This window comes from Nocardioides sp., from assembly GCF_047607365.1.
Lineage (GTDB): Bacteria > Actinomycetota > Actinomycetes > Propionibacteriales > Nocardioidaceae > Nocardioides.
Map to the genome: position 1 here is coordinate 1 of NZ_JASGDD010000008.1, position 16,855 is coordinate 16,855.

Here is a 16,855-nt window from a genome sequence, read left to right on the forward strand (position 1 = left end):
CCGCCGGTGACGCGCGAGGTGGCAAGGCGTCGCCGTGAAGGCGGCCTCTGAGCGAAGCGGGCCGTCGAGCGGCGCACAACGCCGCCAACGCGCCGCTGGCTTGCGGCGAGGATCGCCGCCGGTGACGCGCGCGGTGGCAAGGCGTCGCCGTGAAGGCGGCCTCTGAGCGAAGCGGGCCGTCGAGCGGCGCACAACGCCGCCAACGCGCCGTCAGCCGGCGGCGATGAAGGCGCGGACGGCGTCGGCGACCATCTGCACCGCGATGGCGGCGAGCAGGAGGCCGGCGATGCGGGTGACGAGCATGATGCCGCTCTCCTTGAGCAGCCGCTGCAGCGGCAGGGAGAACCGCATCGAGAGCCACAGCGCGAGGTGGACGAGCACGATGCCGAGCGCGACCGCGAGACCGTCGCCGACGCCGTCGATGTCGTGGACGAAGAGCATCGTCGCGACGATGGCGCCGGGGCCGGCGAGCAGGGGCGTGCCGAGCGGGACCAGCGCGACGTTCTTGGCCTTGCCCTGCGCCAGTGACTGCTCGTCGTCGTCGCCCGTCAGCAGCTCGAGCGCGACGAGCAGCAGGAGCAGCCCGCCCGAGGCCTGCATCGCGGGCAGCGTGATGCCGAGGTAGTCGAGGATCCCCCGGCCGAAGACCGCGAAGACCACGATCACGACGAACGAGACGAGCACCGCCTGCCACGCCGCCCGCTTGATCGTGTCGTGCGTCCGGCCGGCCGTCAGCGACAGGAAGACCGGCACCGTGCCGACGGGATCCATGATGACGAAGAGCGTCACGAAGACCTCGACCATGAGGGTGAGGCTCACCGCACCCTCACCGCTCCGGTCGGCTCCGGCGTACGACGTCCGCTGGCCGCCGACGCGGCGGCGGCCCGGTCGAGGAGGGCCGCGAGCTGGTCCGGGGCCGTGGTGTTGACGCCGAGGTCGTGGTCCTTCTTGCCGCTGCCGTGGTAGTCGCTGGACCCGGTGACGATCAGCCCGAGGTTGCGCGCCATCGCCCGGAGCGCGTCGCGCATGGGGCCGTCGTGGTCCTGGTGGTCGGCCTCGATGCCGACCAGGCCCGCGGCCTGGAGCTCGGCGAGGTCGGCCTCGCGGAGCCGGTAGGCCTCCGACGAGCGGCCCCACGGGTGCGCGATCACCGCGACGCCGCCGGCGGAGGTGACCAGGCCGATGGTCTCGATCAGGTCGGGCGCGTAGTGCCCGACGTAGGCCGGCCTCCCCCACGAGAGGTAGCGCGAGAACGCCTCGTCGCGGTCGGCCACGTGCCCGAGCCGGACGAGCGCGTCGGCCACGTGCGGGCGGCCGGTGGAGACGGCGTCGACCGAGGCCGCGCTGACGTCGTCGACCTCGATCGCCAGGCCCAGCTCGTTCAGCCGGGACACCATCTGCGCGACCCGGCCGCCGCGGCCGCCGAGGATCCGGTCGAGCTCCTCGGCCAGCGGCGGGTAGGCGGGGTCGAGCAGGTAGCCGAGCAGGTGGACCCCACGGCGGCCGTGGCGGGTGCTGAGCTCGATGCCGGGGACGAGCCCGATGCCGGCCTCCTCGGCCGCCGTCGCGGCCTCCGCCCAGCCGTCGGTGGTGTCGTGGTCGGTGAGCGCCACGACGTCCAGCCCGGCGTCTCGCGCGGCGTGGATCAGCTCGGTCGGCGTATCGGTCCCGTCGCTCACCCGCGAGTGGGTGTGGAGGTCGATGCGCACGGCGCAAGGCTATCGAGAGCGGGGCGCCTCAGGCATTCCAGCGGAGGATCACCGGCTGCTCGCGCTCGTGGCCGAGGACGGAGACCGTGGAGGTGTCCAGGCGCCAGAGCCGGCCGTCACCGGCGGGCAGGCCGAGCCAGCGCGCGGTGAGGGCGCGCAGGGAGTGGCCGTGGGCGAAGACGAGGACCGGGCCGTCGGCCTCCGGGACCGCGAGGGCACGGGCGACGACCCGATCGAGCCGGACCGCGATCTCCGCAGCCGTCTCGCCGCCGGGGGTCGGCCCGTCCCAGATCGTCCAGCCCGGCGAGTGCCGGCGGATCTCGTCGGTCGTGATGCCCTCGTAGTCGCCGTACGCCCACTCGGCCAGGTCGTCGTCGACCTCGGTGTCGGGGAAGCCCGCGAGCTCGGCGGTGTGCCGCGCCCGCTGCCGCGGCGAGGTCAGGACCAGCGCGAACGGGATCTCGGCGAGCCGCGGCGCGAGGGCGCGGGCCCCGGACTCCCCCTCGGGCAGCAGCGGGAGCTCGGTCACCCCCGTGTGCCGGCCGGAGACCGACCACTCGGTGGCGCCGTGGCGGACGAGGTAGAGGTCGCTCACGAGCCCGGCGGCCTCAGGCCTTGCTGATCCACTTGTTGATCTCGCGGCTGATCACCGACGGCACGAGGTCGGCCGCGGTCGCCAGCGCCTTGGCCGGGAAGCCGACGGCGGTGTGCACCGGCGAGGTCCGGATCCGGCCCATGAGGCCGGGCTTGCGGGTCATCGCGAGGATCTGGGTGGCGACGTCGTCGACGGTCAGGTTGACGCCCATCGTCTCGGTCGAGGTGGCGTGGTTGCCCTCGAGGAGGGCGGTCTTGACCCACAGCGGCCACACCGCCTGCACCCGGATCCCGTCGGCCCGCCACTCCAGCTCGAGCGCCTCGGTGAGCCCGCGGACGGCGAACTTGGAGGCGGAGTAGCTGGCGATCTCCGGCTGGCCGTAGATGGCGCTGGCGCTGCAGAGGTTGATCACGCCGGAGCCCGGCGTCTCCTTGAGGTAGGGGTAGGCGGCGTGGCAGCCGTTGATCACGCCGTTGACGTTGACGTCGATCGTGGCGTGGTGCGCGGTCAGGGGTACGTCGGCGAGCCGGCCGGCCCGCAGGATGCCGGCGTTGTTGATGAGCAGGTCCAGGCGCCCGCCGGCCGCGGCGACGAACTCCTTGAGCGCGTAGTCCCACTGCGTCGGGTTGGTCACGTCGAGCATGCCGCCGCGCGCCGTCTCCCACCCGAGCTCGTCGGAGAGCCGCCGGGCGCCGGCCATGTCGACGTCGTAGACGCCGACGAACCAGCCCTCGGCGGCGAACCGCCGCGCGGTCGCCTCGCCGATCCCGTTGGCCCCGCCGGTGATGAAGACCGACCGCTTCTCCGCCGAGGCGCTCATGGGGTGGTTCATCGGGGCACCAGCGTCCACAGGTCGAGGTCGAGCAGGACGCCCTCGGCGTACTTCCCCTCCTCCGTGCGCAGGGTCATCGACTCGTCACGACCCCTGGTCGCGACCAGGCGCAGCCGCAGCGCCCCGACGCCGGGGGCGGCGGTCTCGGCCGTGTCGAGCACCTCCGACCAGGCGTAGACCGTGTCGCCGGCGAATGCCGGGGCGACGTGGGAGCCGGCGTTGATCGCGGCGATGAGCTGGGCGTTGGCGAGCCCGTTGAAGCTCAGCGCCCGGGCCAGGGAGATCACGTGGCCACCGTAGACGAGGCGGCGGCCGTCCGGTCGCGCCTCGGTGTTGAAGTGCACCTTGGCGGTGTTCTGCCAGAGCCGGGTGGCCAGCATGTGCTCGGCGTCGGTGAGCGTGACGCCGTCGACGTGGTCGATCCTCTCGCCGATCTCGTAGTCGTCGAGGAGGTGCGGCTCGCCCGCCGCGACGACGTCGTAGTTCGTGAACGCGAGGCCGCGCGGGATCACGAGGTCCTCGGGCGCCACGACCTTCGCCAGCTCGGGCACGACGGCCTCCGGCGCCGGAGCGTCCGCGTCGCGCTTGTGCACCATCACCCACCGCGCCCACTCCAGCGCCTTCTCGCCGCGCTGGTTGATCGCGGTCGAGCGGACGTAGACGACGCCGGACCTGCCGTTGGAGTTCTGCTTGAGCCCGATCACCTCGCTGGTGGTGCTGAGCGTGTCGCCCGGCGTGATCGGCAGGTGGAAGCGGCACTCCGCGTAGCCGAGGTTGGCCACGGCGTTGAGGGAGATGTCCGGCACCGTCTTGCCGAAGGCGATGTGGAAGGCGATCAGCTCCTCGACGGGGTGCGGGGCCAGGCCGACCGACGCCGCGAAGGCGGCCGAGGAGGGGATCGAGAACCGGGTCGGGTAGATCGCCCCGTAGAGCGCCCGATCGCCCTCGGTCACGGTCCGGGGCGTCGCGTGCTGGATCACCTGCCCGATCCGGAAGTCCTCGAAGAAGTTGCCCGCGTTCGTCTTGGACGCAGCGGGCCTGGACACAGCCGTCTCGCTCACAGGGTCTGAACCTAGCGGTTCCTCACACCAGGTGGAGGAAGCGATCCGGCAGGCGGACGAGTTCGCCCTCGCTCATCGCGACCGTCTCGCGCAGCCCGGTGGTCTCCCACGCCTCGCCGCGCTGCCGGACGAGTCCGTCGGGATGGTCGCGGAGGACCTTCTCCGGATCGAGGTACGCCGGCTCCGGCCGTCCCGCGAGCACCTGGCGCAGCCACGTGACCTGCTCCTCGCCGGTCGAGGCCCAGGCACTGCGCGGGCCCAGCCCGGTCTCGGCGTGGAGGCGCCGGCGGTGGTCGCCGGTGACGCGGAGCAGGCCGGCGTCGGCGTACTTCAGATGGAGGAGGAGCAGGTGCGGGTCGGGGGCGAACGGGGCCTCGATGCCATGGGAGGCGAAGCGCCAGCGGGCGTCGGCGCGCTTGATCGAGGGCTTGCTCAGCCGCGGAACGACGAAGCCGTCGCGGCGCTGGCCGAGCACCGGCCGCGCGGGGTCGAGCGGCGGCTCGTCGTCCCTGTCGAGGCGGTGGACGAGGTTGAAGCCGATGCCCGCCAGCACGGGCTCCGGGCGCCGGGCGAGGTAGTCCAGCAACCCGTCCGCGTGCGCCGGGTCGGGGAGCAGCAGCTCGTCGCAGTCGGTGAAGATCACCGCGTCGTGGCTGCGGAGGAGGCGCGACGCGACGGCGCTGACGATCCGCATCCGGGCGCGCTCGAACGGCAGCCCCTGGTGGTCGGGATCGCGGATCACCTCGACGCCGATGCCGCCGGGCCCGTCGAGCCCGTCGGTCGAGCCGTCGGTGCTGCCGTCGTCGATGACGACGAGGTGGTCGTGGCCGAGCTGGACGCCGTAGTGGGCGAGCCATCGGGGCAGCATGAGCGCCTCGTCGCGCACCATCGTCAGCGCGGCGACGCGTGGCCCGCGCCGGCTGCTCAGGCGGCTCAGGCGGCTCAGAAGGGCCATCGCCGCTTCGGCTTCTCCGCTCGCGCGGCCCGCTCGCCCTCGGCGCGGGCGCGGTCGCGGATCCGCCCCACCCTGCCGTGGGTGTAGACGGCGTAGTCGGCCACGAGCCTGACCGCCGCGTCGGCGATCTCCTCGGTGGTCGGGACGACGAGGGGCTTGGCCACTCCCTCGCGGGGCAGCAAGCCGTCGAGGTCGCCGTGGACGGCGTACGGGCGGCTACGGAGCTCGTCGATGGTGGCCCGTGCGTAGTCGGTCACCCAGCCGAGGTCCTCGGGCGGCAGCGTGAATCGCGCGCTGGCCTGGGTGGGCAGCGAGCCGAGGGTGAACGGGAAGCGGACCGTGCGGCCGTAGTCCTTGACGAAGTCCGGGAGGCGGTCGCCCAGCGCGAGGTTGACCCGTCGCCAGACCTCCGCCTCCACGACCCCGTACGACGAGTTGAGCGCCCCCGTCGGGCGCTTGATGACCGAGGCGTCGAAGCCGACGGCCTCGCCCATCATCCGGAAGACGCCGTCGGGGTCCACCTTGAACGGCGGCACCGAGACGACGTGGGTGCGCTCCCCCGGGACGAGGCCGGACCAGGCGTCGAGGATCCGGATCGGCGACTGGCGGCGCCAGTAGCGCTCGGACCACTCGCCCTCCTGTGCGCGGATGCCCTCGAGGAACTCCGGGTAGGTGAGGGTCATGCGGTGCTTGAGGAACTGCTGGTACTCGCTCGGGATCTGGTCGGCCCAGCCGCGCAGGGTGAGGACGAGGTGGACCTCGAGGTCCGCCTCCCCTGCCAGCTCGGCGAGGCGGGTCGCGGCCTCGGGGGTGAGCTCGGCGAGGTCCTCGTTGCTGACCAGGAGGGTGTCGCCGGGGGTCTCGCGCAGCGTCTGCGGCACGCGGGCGAGCCGCGTCTCGTCGCGGGCGTGCGCGAAGCCGGTGACCGGCTGCCAGCCGAGTGGGCGCAGCAGCCCGTCGAGGTGCCGGTCGCGGTCGGGCCAGGGCAGCCCGACGCCGACCGCGGCCAGCTCGGGCACCGAGTCCCACATCCCGGCCTGGAGCGAGGAGGTGCCGGTCTTGGAGCAGCCGAGGTGGACGAAGAGCGGGCGGGTCATCGGGCTGACTCCATCAGAAGAGGTCCTCGAGGCGGGCGGGGATGCGGGTCGGCGACTGCAGGGTGAGCGCCTGGAGCTGGCCCTGGCGGAGGGGTCGGAACACCTCGCCGTCCTCGACGATGAGGCTCGCGAGGTCGATCGTGTCGGGGTCGAACTCCGGCACGGGCGCCGAGGCGCCCGCGAGCCCGGCCACGGCCTCGTCGAGCGCGGCGACGATCTCGTCGGCGGGCTGGCTCCAGGTGGAGGCGCGGGCCCGCCCGTCGGCGACGAACGCCGCATGCCGGGCGGCGGCGATCTCCTCGAGCCGGCCTCGGTCGGCGAACTTGAGGTGCAGCATGAACAGCTGCGGATCCGGGGCGTAGGGCGCGCGCAGCCCGTGCGAGGCCATCGCCCAGCGCGCGGGGACGCGCTTGACCGCGGGCTTGCACATGCCGGGCGCGAAGATCGCGTGCCGGCGCTGGCGCCCGAGCGGACGGGTGAGGTCCAGCGGGGCCTCGCCGGGGGTGTGCACCACGTTGAGCCCGGTGACGCCGATGGCCTCGGGATAGCCACGCATCGAGACGAGGTCGGCGAGCGTGGCGTGGGCGGGGTCGAGCACGAGCAGCTCGTCGGCGTCGAGGAAGATCGCGTAGTCGTAGGCCTCGAGCAGCCCCTCGGCGATGCCCGACACCAGCCGCATCCGGGTGCGCTCGAAGCCGCTCCCGCTCAACGGCGGCAGGCGGTGGACGGTCGCCCCGAGCGCACGGGCCTCGTCGGTCGAGCCGTCGGCGCTCTGGTCGTCGAGCACGAGGAGGTTGGCCGCGCCGACCAGGCCGGCGTGGTGCTCGACCCAGCGGCGCAGCATCGGCCCCTCGTCGCGGACCATGGTGAGGACGACGAAGGTGGCCGGCGCGGTCGGCGGCGTGTACGCCGGCGTCGCGGAGTCGGCCGCTGCCGGCGTACGACGGCGGAGGCGGCTCAGCACGGCGTCACTCGCTCGCGGGGCCGGTCGCGGGGTCGACGGGGTCGACGGTCGGCGCCGTGACCGACCACTCGGCCTCGCGGGTGCGGCTCTTGCCGAACGGCGCCGGGCCGTGCCCGACCGACAGGGTCGCCCGGAGCTCGGCGAGGAGGTCGTCGCCGCAGGCTCCCGTGACGAACTCCGCGAGCCCGCGCAGCTGGGCGTCCGAGGCGGCGCGGTCCGGGCCGGTGATCACCTCGTAGTCCGTGCGGAAGCAGCGCTCGGGCCGGGTGTCGCGCAGGAACGCCTGGATCTCCTGGACGCGAGCGGTCGCGGCGACCGCGTGGCCGGGATCGCGGCGCTGCCAGAAGCCGGAGCCGAGGGCGTCGTCGACCTTGCGGGTGTTGAGGACGTACTTGGCGTTCGGGAAGACGAGGTCGAACCAGTCGAAGAAGGCATGGGTGTCGGCCGCCGGGATCTCGTGCCAGAGCACCTCCTTGAAGCCGATCCGGTCGAAGCGCCGCCGGCTCTGCGCACCGAGCAGGACATCGATCGAGAGCGCCCGGACGTGCTTCGCGAACCGCTCCGGGGTGAGCGCGCGGACGCCGTAGAAGGCGCTCGACGCCTTGCCCGGCTTGTGCTTGGCGTGCCGGGTCGCGAACGCGGTCGCCGCCTTCGTACCGGCGAAGAACCCGCCGAGGAAGAAGCCGTTCTCCCCGCGCACCAGCGTGCGCGGCATGGTGTTCAGCAGCCCCTGGACGAGCGTGGAGCCCGACCGGCCGAAGGTGACGACGAAGACGAACTCGGGGTCACGCTGGCGGCGAAAACGCATCGGCACGCCCGCCACCCTAGTGCTCAGGCCTTGTAGTCCTTGAGCAGCGAGCGGCCGATGATCATCTTCTGGATGTCGGAGGTGCCCTCGCCGATGAGCATGAACTTGACCTCGCGCATCAGGCGCTCGATCTCGTACTCCTTGGAGTAGCCGTAGCCGCCGTGGATCCGGAAGGAGTCCTCGACGACCTCGTTGGCGTACTCGCTGGCGAGCATCTTGGCCATGCCGGCCTCGACGTCCATCCGCTTGCCGGTGTCCTTGAGCCGGGCGGCGCGGACCATCATCGCGTGGATGGTCTCGACCTTGGTCGCCATCTCGGCGAGGCGGAAGAGGACCGCCTGGTGGTCGGCGATGACCTTGCCGAACGTCTTGCGCTGCTGGGCGTAGGCAATGCCGAGCTCGAAGCCGCGGATCGCCAGGCCGCAGGCGCGGGCGGCGACGTTGACCCGGCCGACCTCGACGCCGTCCATCATCTGGAAGAAGCCCTTGCCCGGCGTGCCGCCGAGGATCTGGTCGGCGGAGATCTCGTGCCCCTCGAGGATGAGCTCGGTGGTCTCGACGCCCTTGTAGCCCATCTTGTCGATCTTGCCGGGGACGGTGACGCCCTGGGCGGTCTCGCCGAAGCCGGCCTCCTTCTCGACGAGGAAGGTGGTCATGTTCTTGTAGACCGAGTCGGCGCCCTCGTCGGTCTTGGTGAGCAGCGCGACGAGCGTGGAGGTGGCGCCGTTGGTGAGCCACATCTTCTGGCCGGTGATGGAGTAGGAGCCGTCGTCCTTCTTCGTGGCCTTCGTGGAGACCGCGGAGACGTCGGAGCCGAGACCCGGCTCGGACATCGAGAACGCGCCGCGGATGTCGCCGGTCGCCATGCCGGGGAGGTACTTCTGCTTCTGCTCGTCGGTGCCGTGCTGCATCAGCAGGTAGGCGACGATGAAGTGGGTGTTGATGACGCCGCTGACGCTCATCCAGCCGCGCGCGATCTCCTCGACGACGAGCGCGTACGTCAGCAGCGACTCCCCCAGGCCACCGAACTCCTCCGGGATGGTGAGCCCGAAGACGCCGAGCTCCTTGAGCCCGTCGACGATCTCCTGCGGGTACTCGTCCTTGTGCTCCAGGTCGTTGGCCACCGGGATGATCTTGTCCTCGACGAACTGGTGGACCGCCGACAGGATGTCCTGCTGGATGTCGGTGAGACCTTCGGTCTGGGCAAGGCGTCCCATGGGTGGCTCCTTCGCAAGCGCTGACGGCAACTCCCCGATGTTACTCGGCGGTAGCCAGCGCTTGCGAATGGGTCGATCCAACCCCTGTCGATCCAGGGGCCGAGGTCGCACGCGGGCTGCCGTAGACTCCGCGCGCATGGGCGGTCGGCATGCGGGGGAACGTCCGCCCCGCCCGTCACTCGCGCCCCAGATCCGGCTCCCGCGACTCGGTCGCAGGGCCTGGGCGGTCGTGGCCGGCGTACTGCTCCTCGTCGTCGCCGGCACCCTGGCCGCGGTGACGACGGGCGGCGACACCGGCTCCGGCCCGAAGGCCACGCCGAGGTCGTCGCGCACCGTGCCGATGCAGGTGCTGCCGGGCACGAAGTTCACGGTGCGGATCTACACGCTGGCCGAGCTCACGAAGATGTACGCCGCCAAGGGCATGACCCAGGTGAGCGGCGACCCGAGCAAGCCCACGACGTTCGTCTCCGCCTCCTACAACGTGCTCGGCTCCAGCCACGCCAAGAACGGTCCCAGCCGGGCCGCCCGCGGAGGCGCGCTCCTCAAGGCGAAGGGCGTGAGCGTGGTCGGGCTCCAGGAGTTCCAGTCCAACCAGCGCAGCGCGCTGCTGAACGCCGGGGGGTACGTCGCCTACCCGACGTCCGGCGGGCTCGACCAGGAGAACTCCATCGCCTGGGACCCCGACGTGTGGACCCTCGTCCAGGGCACGACGCAGAAGATCCCCTACTTCTTCGGCAAGAACCGCAACATGCCGGTCGTGCTCCTGCGGAACAACGAGACCGGCCGCCTGATGTGGTGGATGAACGTCCACAATCCCGCCGACGTCTTCGGCTGCAAGTGCGCCGGCTGGCGGTCGAAGGCGATCAGCATCGAGGTCGCGAAGATCAACGCGCTCCACAAGGACGGGACACCGGTCTTCTTCACCGGCGACCTCAACGACCGCAGCGCGGTCGTGTGCCGGATCGCCACCGGCGCGAGCATGGTCTCCGCCGACGGCTCCTACTCCTCCGGCGGCTCCTGCCACGCCTCGTCGAGCCTGTGGATCGACTGGATCTGGGGCAGCGACGACCAGGTCGACTTCTCCGACTACAACCGCGACTACCGCACCCGCAACAAGCCCCGGATGTCGGACCACCCCATGATCACCGCCACCACCGAGATCGCGCCGGCCACCGACGACGACTCCTGCGAGAGCTACCGCCGGCACAAGACGGTCTACTGGTTCTGCGCCGACCCCTCACTGGACGACGGCAGTAGCTGAGTAGACCGGGTGGTCGGTGGCCAGGCGGGTGAGCTGGCTGCGGTCCTTGATGTAGCCCGACCACGTCATCTGCTTGGTGCCGACCATCCAGTCGATGGTGGTCGGGCGCGGGCCGACGCAGGAGGCGCCGCTGCCGGTGCCGGGATTGGGGAAGGTCAGGCCGAGGCCGGAGTCGACCATCGAGCAGTAGAACTCGTCCTTGGAGTTCATGTCGCCCATGAGGACGACCGGGGTGCCGTCCGAGCCGAGGTCCGCGATCGCCGCGAGCTCGCGCCGCACCGCCTGGCGGCGCCACTTGTCGTTGTTGCCGCCACAGACCGCGCAGTTGGTGGCGGGGTTGTGCACGCTGATGAACCACACCTTCTTGCCGGTGTCGCGGTCGCGCAGGAGGGCGGCGGGGGTGTGCACGGTGGCGCCGTGGAAGTACGGGATCGCGAGCGAGCTGCCCTGCACCAGCTCCCACTTCTTCTTGAGGTAGCCGATCGAGTTGCGCCCGTCCGCGCCGCCTCCGCCGGCGACCGGCCACAGCCCCCAGGCCGAGCCGACGAGCTTGGTGAACAGCTTCGCCTGGGGCGACTCGAACTCCTGGAAGCCGACCACGTCCGCCTCGTGCGCGGTGAGCACCTGGATCGCGTAGTTCATCCGCACGCTGTAGGACCGCTTGATCCGCGAGTCGCCGCGCTTGGTCGTGTGGGAGGCGCCGAGCACGTTGAAGGTCGCCAGTCGGAAGACGAGGGCCTGCCTCGCGCTCTGCTCGGCCTGCTGGGCGAGCGAGGCCTGGGCCTGCGTGGGCACCGCCTCGCTCGGCACCACCGGCCCCTGGATGCCGGTGGAGGCGCCCGACGGCACCACCGTCTCCGAGGGCAGGACGGTGATCGACGGGCTCATGCTCGGGGTCGGCCCGAGGGTGGAGCTCCCGGTCGCCGACGGCGTACCGGAGGAGGCGGGGCCGGCACTGTCGCGCCGGCTCGCCAGGACGCCCGCCGTGATGAGCCCGGTGAGGAGGACGACGATCCCCGCGATCACCGCGAGGTCGGTGAACAGAGAGCGGGAGGGGCGGTTCATCGGACGCGATGCTAGCCGCGGCGACCCTCCCGCGCTCCCGCTCCCCCAGGCACTAGCGTGGCACCGTGAGCACCACACCGTCGCGCGTCTTCGTCGCCCGGCTCGTCGGGCTGCCGATCTACGACCCCCTGGGCGAGCAGGTCGGCAAGATCCGCGATCTCGTGGCGAGCGTGCGCGCGGAGGGCAGCCAGCCCCGCGTGCTCGGGCTCATCGCGGAGGTCTTCGGGCGCCGCCGGATCTTCGTGCCGATGACCCGCGTGACCAGCATCGACGCCGGGCAGGTCTACACGACCGGCCTGATCAACATGCGCCGCTTCGAGCAGCGCGCGACCGAGACGCTGGTCATCGGCCAGATGTTCGACCGCCAGGTGACGATCACCGCGACCGGGGCGACCGGCACGGTCTACGACGTCGCCATGGAGCAGGCCCGCAACCGCGACTGGGTGCTCTCCCGGGTCGCGGTCGAGGAGCCCGCCGGCAAGCTCGGCGGAGCCCGGCTGCGCCGCCGCGGCCAGACCCACGTCGTGGAGTGGCACGACGTCACGGGGCTCACCCAGCGATCCCCCACGCAGGCCGCCACCCAGCTCGTCCAGGCGATCAACGAGATGCGCCCAGCCGACGCGGCCCACATGATCCACGACCTGCCGCTCGAGCGGCGGCGCCAGGTCGTCGCGAGCCTCGACGACGAGCGTCTGGCCGAGGTGCTCGAGGAGCTCCCCGAGGACGACCAGGTGGAGATCCTCGAGCAGCTCGACTCCGAGCGCGCCGCCGACGTCCTCGAGGAGATGTCCCCCGACGACGCCGCCGACCTGATCGCGGAGCTCCCGCCCGAGACCGCCGCCGCGCTGCTCGAGCTGATGGAGCCCGAGGAGGCCGAGGACGTCCGGCGTCTCATGTCCTACGCCGAGAACACCGCCGGCGCGATGATGACGCCCGAGCCGGTGATCCTCGGGCCGGACGCGACCATCGCCGACGCCCTGGCCCATGTCCGCAACCCCGAGCTGACGCCCGCGCTCGCCGCGCTGGTCTACGTCTGCCGTCCGCCGCTGGAGGCGCCGACGGGGAAGTTCCTCGGCGTCGCCCACATCCAGCGACTCCTCCGCGAGCCTCCCTCGACCCTCGTGGCCGCCGCGGTCGACAGCGACCTCGAGCCGCTGCGCCCGTCGAGCACCCTCGACGAGGTGGCGGCCCACCTGGCGACGTACAACCTCGTCGCCGCACCCGTGGTCGACGACGACGGCAGGCTCGTCGGCGCGGTGAGCGTCGACGACCTCCTCGACCACCTGCTTCCCGACGACTGGCGCGACAAGGCGGTGAGAGCCCATGGCTAACCGGTCCCTGGACAAGGCGATGGCCGCCGCGAAGGAGCCCGCGCGCAGCCCGCGGCTGGACACGCCGCGCGACCTCGGCCGCCGGCCGATCGTGCAGCGTCCCACGCTGAGCGCCGACGCGTTCGGCAGCTTCGCGGAGAAGTTCGCGCGCTACATGGGCACCGCGCGCTTCCTGCTCTGGATGACCGCCTTCGTCATCGCCTGGGTCGTCTGGAACGTCACGCCCGCTCGCTTCGACGGCTATCCGTTCATCTTCCTCACCCTGATGCTGAGTCTGCAGGCGTCGTACGCCGCGCCGCTCATCCTGCTCGCGCAGAACCGCCAGGAGGATCGCGACCGGGTGATCGCCGAGCAGGACCGGCGGGTCAACGCGCAGGCGCAGGCCGACATGGAGTTCCTGGCCCGCGAGGTCGCCTCGCTGCGGATGGCGCTCGGCGAGGTCGCCACCCGCGACTTCGTCCGCGGCGAGCTCCGCTCCCTGCTGTCCGACCTGGAGGAGCGCGACGAGCGGGACGACAAGGCCGCCGACGACGGGAATGAGGAAGCCTCCGCGTAGGCTTTCCCTTCGTGAGCACGCCGAGCAACACCCTCCTCGACCGCGTCCAGGCGGCGCTGGCGACCGTCAACGACCCGGAGATCAAGCGTCCGATCACCGAGCTCGGCATGGTCGAGTCCGTCAGCGTGTCCGAGGCGGGCGTGGTCGACGCCACGGTGCTCCTCACCGTCGCCGGCTGCCCGCTCAAGGACACCATCGACCGCGACGTCAACGCCGCCCTCGGCCGTGTCGACGGCGTCACGTCCGTGAACCTCTCGCTGGGCGTCATGAGCGACGAGCAGCGCTCGGAGATGCGGAACATGCTCTCCGGCGGCGTGGCCCAGCGCGACATCCCCTTCGCCCAGCCCGGCTCGCTCACCCGCGTCTTCGCGATCGCGTCGGGCAAGGGCGGCGTCGGCAAGTCCTCGACCACGGTCAACCTGGCGGTCGCGATGGCCCGTGCCGGCCTCAAGGTCGGCGTGGTCGACGCCGACATCTACGGCCACTCGGTGCCCGCGATGCTCGGCGTCGCCGACTCCCGGCCCACCCAGGTCGAGGACCTGATCATGCCCGTGCCGACCCCCTCGGGCGTCTCGGTGATCTCGATCGGCATGCTCAAGCCGCGCCGCGACCAGGTGATCGCCTGGCGCGGCCCGATGCTCGACCGGGCGCTGCGCCAGATGCTCGCCGACGTCTACTGGGGCGACCTCGACGCGCTGCTGCTCGACCTGCCCCCCGGCACCGGCGACGTGGCGATCTCGCTCGGGCAGTATCTCCCCAACGCCGAGGTCGTCGTCGTCACCACGCCCCAGGAGGCCGCCGCCGAGGTCGCCGAGCGCGCCGGCACGATGGCGGAGATGATGCACCAGCGGGTCGTCGGCGTCGTGGAGAACATGAGCTACCTGCCCTGCCCGCACTGCACCGCCGAGGGCCGCGAGCACCGCCTCGAGGTGTTCGGCTCCGGCGGCGGCGAGCGGGTCGCGGCGACCCTGTCGCAGCGCTTCGGCAGCCCCGTCCCGCTGCTCGGCCGGATCCCGCTGGAGGTCTCGCTGCGCGAGGGCGGCGACGACGGCAAGCCCGTCGTCGAGGCCGACCCGACCGCTCCCGCCGCGCTCGAGCTGACCCGGATCGCCGAGAAGCTCACCGGCCGTGGCCGAGGTCTCGCGGGAATGCAGCTGGGTCTCACCCCGTCGTCGAAGTTCTAGCCGAGCGGCACGCTCCCCGGTCGGCCGTAGCGCGGGCGTGGTGCCGCGCCCGTCCGGCGAGGCGGAGGGGCGAGAGCGCAGCGGGCTGCGCCGAGCGCCTACAACGAAGCTGGGCGGGATGCGGCGCCGCGGCCGCGCCGGCGGACCGGAGAGCGTGCCGTAGGCTTCACGCGTGTTCGGGATCGGTCTGCCAGAGCTCGCGGTCATCGCGTTCATCGCCGTGCTCGTGCTCGGCCCGGAGAAGCTGCCCGACTTCGCGCGCCAGGCCGGGCGGTTCGTCCGCGAGGCCAAGAAGCTCGCCGACGGTGCTCGTGACCAGCTGCGTGCCGAGCTCGGCCCCGAGTACGCCGACCTCGAGCTGCGCGACCTCGACCCGCGGGCCTTCGTCCGCAAGCAGATCAACGAGATGATCGCCGAGGAGGACATCCTCGTCGGCGAGGACGGCAAGCTCCACCAGGGCACCCCCCGACAGCGGCCCCTCCGCCCGGGCGAGAAGCCGCCCTACGACAGCGACGCGACCTAGGGATTCTAGGCCGACTGGACGGCCGCCAGCGCGGCGAAGGGGACCAGCGAGAGACGCTGCGGCTCTCGCACCTCGACGAAGTCCTGGCCGACGCGGGTCGGCACCCCCTCGAGGCGCTCGCCACCGCGCAGGTGGAACAGGCACCGCCGCTGGTCGTCGGCCAGACGGCGTACGGCGGAGCCGAGCCGCAGCCGCGCGGTGACGGGCCACGCCACCTCGGGCACGGCACGCTCGCCGACACCCCGGACACCGGCGACGGCGGCGTGACGGACGATCCACTCCGACGCGGCGGTCGCGAGGAGGAGCCAGCCCGCGCCGACCCGCTCGACGACGCCGGTCAGCGCGCCGACCCCCTCGACGTCGAGCGTGAGCTCGCGGCCGGTCTCGGCCATGAGCCGCGCGGCGAGAGTGACCTCGGCGTACTCCGTCCGGCTGCGGTCGGCGAGCTCGGCCTCGCGCTCGGCCGCGAACGCGGACTCCGCCTGCGCCTCGAGGTCGTCGAGCACGTCGAAGAGCGCGCGCTCCCACTCACCGCCGTCCCGAGCCACCCCCTCAGCCTCCCACGAACGTACGACGCTCGTAGACGGTCCAGCCGCCGAAGGCGCCGATCAGGTCGTAGCGGGCGGCCAGCACCCGCTCCGCCCCCGCGCCGTCGATCCCCCACGAGGTGAGCCGGCCGTGGTCGGCGATGATCCAGCGTGGCGCGGACGGGCCCGAGAGCAGGCGCGTGAACCGCGCCAGGTGAGGGTCGCGCACGCGGACAGGGAGGCTCCACAGGTGGGGGTAGGGGCTGCGCAGGCCGGTGTCGTGGAGGATCGCGGCGTGGCCCCAGGCGACCACCGCTGTGTCGCCGGGCCGGGCGTTGGCGTCGAGCCAGGCGACCACCTTGCGGTCGTAGACGCGGGCGTAGCCGGCGAGTGGCCAGGTCGTCGCGCCCACCGCGACGCAGGTGAGGATCCCGGCCGCCAGCCAGCCCACACGCCGCGGGCGACGCAGCGCCACGGCCAGGGCGGCGAGCAGCAGGCCGGGGATCATCCCGATCAGGTAGTGCAGCCAGTAGCTCCCGCCGACGATCACGCCGAGCGTCTCCCAGCCGAGCACGGCGGCGGTCGGGGCCCAGAGGTCGGTGAGCGCCCGGCGTGAGTCCGGCGCTCGGCGGCTCGGCACCAGCGCGGCCAGCACGACGGCGAGCGCGCCGCTGCCGAGGAAGGCATAGCCGAGATACCACGCGTGCCGGACGCTCTCCTCGGGCGCGGCCTCCCGGATCATCGGCCCGGCGTGGGTGCGGAACGTCACGACGGCGTGCCAGAGCCCGGTCGCCGACGTGCCGTGCCAGGCCGCCCACGCGAGCAGCAGTGCCAGCGCGGCGACCGCGCCCCCGGCGAACGCCAGCGCGTCGGGCCACCAGGGCCGGCGCGTGAGAGCGCGTACGACGAGCACGACTCCTCCGGCGATCGCGACGTCCGCGAGGTTCTGCTTGATGCTCACCGCGCCGACTGCCAGCACCCCCGCGGCCGCCCAGGCTCGCGCGCTCCGGCCCGTGAGCACGAGCCCGAGGCCGCCGATGACGAACGGCAGCGCGAGGAGCTCGCCGTCGACCTCCACCGCTCCGAAGAGCGGGCAGGCGGCGAAGGCGGCGACCAGGGCGGCGGCGACGGCCGTGCCCGTCGGCCCGGCCAGGACGCGGCCCAGGCGCG

The 16,855-nt window shown here is 72.4% G+C and carries 18 protein-coding genes; 5 read left to right on the forward strand and 13 right to left on the reverse strand.

Going from position 1 to position 16,855, the window contains the following annotated elements; all coding sequences use genetic code 11:
* Positions 1 to 210: 210 nt before the first annotated feature.
* The 10 genes from QM572_RS00530 to QM572_RS00575 are packed head-to-tail and all read right to left on the reverse strand — an operon-like array spanning position 211 to position 9,238.
* Positions 211 to 819, reverse strand: a complete 609-nt coding sequence (locus tag QM572_RS00530; protein ID WP_415088896.1) for a MarC family protein — start codon at positions 817 to 819, stop codon at positions 211 to 213.
* Positions 816 to 1,709 (reverse strand): PHP domain-containing protein, encoded by an 894-nt coding sequence (locus tag QM572_RS00535; protein WP_415088898.1) that lies wholly within the window; start codon positions 1,707 to 1,709, stop codon positions 816 to 818. Before QM572_RS00535 ends, QM572_RS00530 begins: the two co-directional genes overlap by 4 nt.
* Positions 1,710 to 1,737: 28 nt before the next feature.
* A complete protein-coding gene (locus QM572_RS00540; RefSeq protein ID WP_415088900.1) occupies positions 1,738 to 2,304 on the reverse strand; it encodes a histidine phosphatase family protein in 567 nt (188 codons plus the stop codon).
* 13 nt (positions 2,305 to 2,317) lie between these two features.
* A complete protein-coding gene (locus QM572_RS00545; RefSeq protein ID WP_415088902.1) occupies positions 2,318 to 3,124 on the reverse strand; it encodes an SDR family oxidoreductase in 807 nt (268 codons plus the stop codon).
* Positions 3,125 to 3,132: 8 nt separating this feature from the next.
* Positions 3,133 to 4,197, reverse strand: a complete 1,065-nt coding sequence (locus tag QM572_RS00550) for a MaoC family dehydratase (protein ID WP_415088904.1) — start codon at positions 4,195 to 4,197, stop codon at positions 3,133 to 3,135.
* Between the two features lie 22 nt (positions 4,198 to 4,219).
* Positions 4,220 to 5,152, reverse strand: a complete 933-nt coding sequence (locus QM572_RS00555; RefSeq protein WP_415088907.1) for a glycosyltransferase family 2 protein — start codon at positions 5,150 to 5,152, stop codon at positions 4,220 to 4,222.
* Positions 5,140 to 6,249, reverse strand: coding sequence for a hypothetical protein (locus tag QM572_RS00560; protein WP_415088909.1), 1,110 nt, complete (start codon positions 6,247 to 6,249; stop codon positions 5,140 to 5,142). The genes QM572_RS00555 and QM572_RS00560 overlap by 13 nt, the downstream gene beginning before the upstream one ends.
* A 13-nt stretch (positions 6,250 to 6,262) precedes the next feature.
* Positions 6,263 to 7,213 carry a glycosyltransferase family 2 protein gene (locus tag QM572_RS00565; RefSeq protein WP_415088911.1) on the reverse strand — a complete coding sequence of 317 codons (951 nt, stop codon included), beginning with the start codon at positions 7,211 to 7,213 and terminating at the stop codon, positions 6,263 to 6,265.
* Between the two features lie 4 nt (positions 7,214 to 7,217).
* Complete coding sequence (locus tag QM572_RS00570; protein WP_415088913.1) at positions 7,218 to 8,027, reverse strand: sulfotransferase; 810 nt, start codon at positions 8,025 to 8,027, stop codon at positions 7,218 to 7,220.
* Positions 8,028 to 8,044: 17 nt separating this feature from the next.
* Entirely contained in the window at positions 8,045 to 9,238 is a 1,194-nt protein-coding gene (locus tag QM572_RS00575; protein WP_415088915.1) for an acyl-CoA dehydrogenase family protein, read from the reverse strand.
* Positions 9,239 to 9,374: 136 nt separating this feature from the next.
* Here QM572_RS00575 and QM572_RS00580 point away from each other — a divergent pair, with 136 nt between their 5' ends.
* The gene (locus tag QM572_RS00580; protein ID WP_415088917.1) at positions 9,375 to 10,499 is read left to right on the forward strand and encodes an endonuclease/exonuclease/phosphatase family protein; all 1,125 of its coding nucleotides are present in this window, start codon (positions 9,375 to 9,377) and stop codon (positions 10,497 to 10,499) included.
* On the opposite strand, the gene QM572_RS00585 is transcribed toward QM572_RS00580, so the two are convergent.
* On the reverse strand, positions 10,476 to 11,564 hold the full coding sequence (locus tag QM572_RS00585; RefSeq protein ID WP_415088919.1) for an endonuclease/exonuclease/phosphatase family protein: 1,089 nt from the start codon (positions 11,562 to 11,564) through the stop codon (positions 10,476 to 10,478). The genes QM572_RS00580 and QM572_RS00585 overlap by 24 nt on opposite strands.
* 65 nt (positions 11,565 to 11,629) lie before the next feature.
* Here QM572_RS00585 and QM572_RS00590 point away from each other — a divergent pair, with 65 nt between their 5' ends.
* The 4 genes from QM572_RS00590 (at position 11,630) to QM572_RS00605 (ending at position 15,158) form a co-directional block, all read left to right on the forward strand.
* The gene (locus tag QM572_RS00590; RefSeq protein WP_415088921.1) at positions 11,630 to 12,895 is read left to right on the forward strand and encodes a magnesium transporter MgtE N-terminal domain-containing protein; all 1,266 of its coding nucleotides are present in this window, start codon (positions 11,630 to 11,632) and stop codon (positions 12,893 to 12,895) included.
* On the forward strand, positions 12,888 to 13,451 hold the full coding sequence (locus tag QM572_RS00595) for a DUF1003 domain-containing protein (RefSeq protein WP_415088923.1): 564 nt from the start codon (positions 12,888 to 12,890) through the stop codon (positions 13,449 to 13,451). Before QM572_RS00590 ends, QM572_RS00595 begins: the two co-directional genes overlap by 8 nt.
* An 11-nt stretch (positions 13,452 to 13,462) precedes the next feature.
* On the forward strand, positions 13,463 to 14,635 hold the full coding sequence (locus QM572_RS00600) for an Mrp/NBP35 family ATP-binding protein (protein WP_415088925.1): 1,173 nt from the start codon (positions 13,463 to 13,465) through the stop codon (positions 14,633 to 14,635).
* Positions 14,636 to 14,807: 172 nt separating this feature from the next.
* Complete coding sequence (locus tag QM572_RS00605; protein WP_415088927.1) at positions 14,808 to 15,158, forward strand: sec-independent translocase; 351 nt, start codon at positions 14,808 to 14,810, stop codon at positions 15,156 to 15,158.
* A 5-nt stretch (positions 15,159 to 15,163) separates the two neighbouring features.
* Here the strand turns inward: QM572_RS00605 and QM572_RS00610 are convergent, their stop codons facing one another.
* Together QM572_RS00610 and QM572_RS00615 are read right to left on the reverse strand one after the other, a co-directional pair.
* A complete protein-coding gene (locus QM572_RS00610; RefSeq protein WP_415088929.1) occupies positions 15,164 to 15,706 on the reverse strand; it encodes a hypothetical protein in 543 nt (180 codons plus the stop codon).
* A gap of 4 nt (positions 15,707 to 15,710) precedes the next feature.
* On the reverse strand, positions 15,711 to 16,855 hold a 1,145-nt coding region (locus QM572_RS00615), incomplete at its 5' end, for a hypothetical protein (protein ID WP_415088931.1).

Excerpts from the sequence above, each read along its gene's own strand:
- QM572_RS00585 (WP_415088919.1), bottom strand. The coding sequence starts at position 11,564 with ATGAACCGCCCCTCCCGCTCTCTGTTCACCGACCTCGCGGTGATCGCG.
- QM572_RS00545 (WP_415088902.1), bottom strand. The coding sequence starts at position 3,124 with ATGAGCGCCTCGGCGGAGAAGCGGTCGGTCTTCATCACCGGCGGGGCC.
- QM572_RS00560 (WP_415088909.1), bottom strand. The coding sequence starts at position 6,249 with ATGACCCGCCCGCTCTTCGTCCACCTCGGCTGCTCCAAGACCGGCACC.
- QM572_RS00575 (WP_415088915.1), bottom strand. The coding sequence starts at position 9,238 with ATGGGACGCCTTGCCCAGACCGAAGGTCTCACCGACATCCAGCAGGAC.
- QM572_RS00555 (WP_415088907.1), bottom strand. The coding sequence starts at position 5,152 with ATGGCCCTTCTGAGCCGCCTGAGCCGCCTGAGCAGCCGGCGCGGGCCA.
- QM572_RS00580 (WP_415088917.1), top strand. The coding sequence starts at position 9,375 with ATGGGCGGTCGGCATGCGGGGGAACGTCCGCCCCGCCCGTCACTCGCG.
- QM572_RS00595 (WP_415088923.1), top strand. The coding sequence starts at position 12,888 with ATGGCTAACCGGTCCCTGGACAAGGCGATGGCCGCCGCGAAGGAGCCC.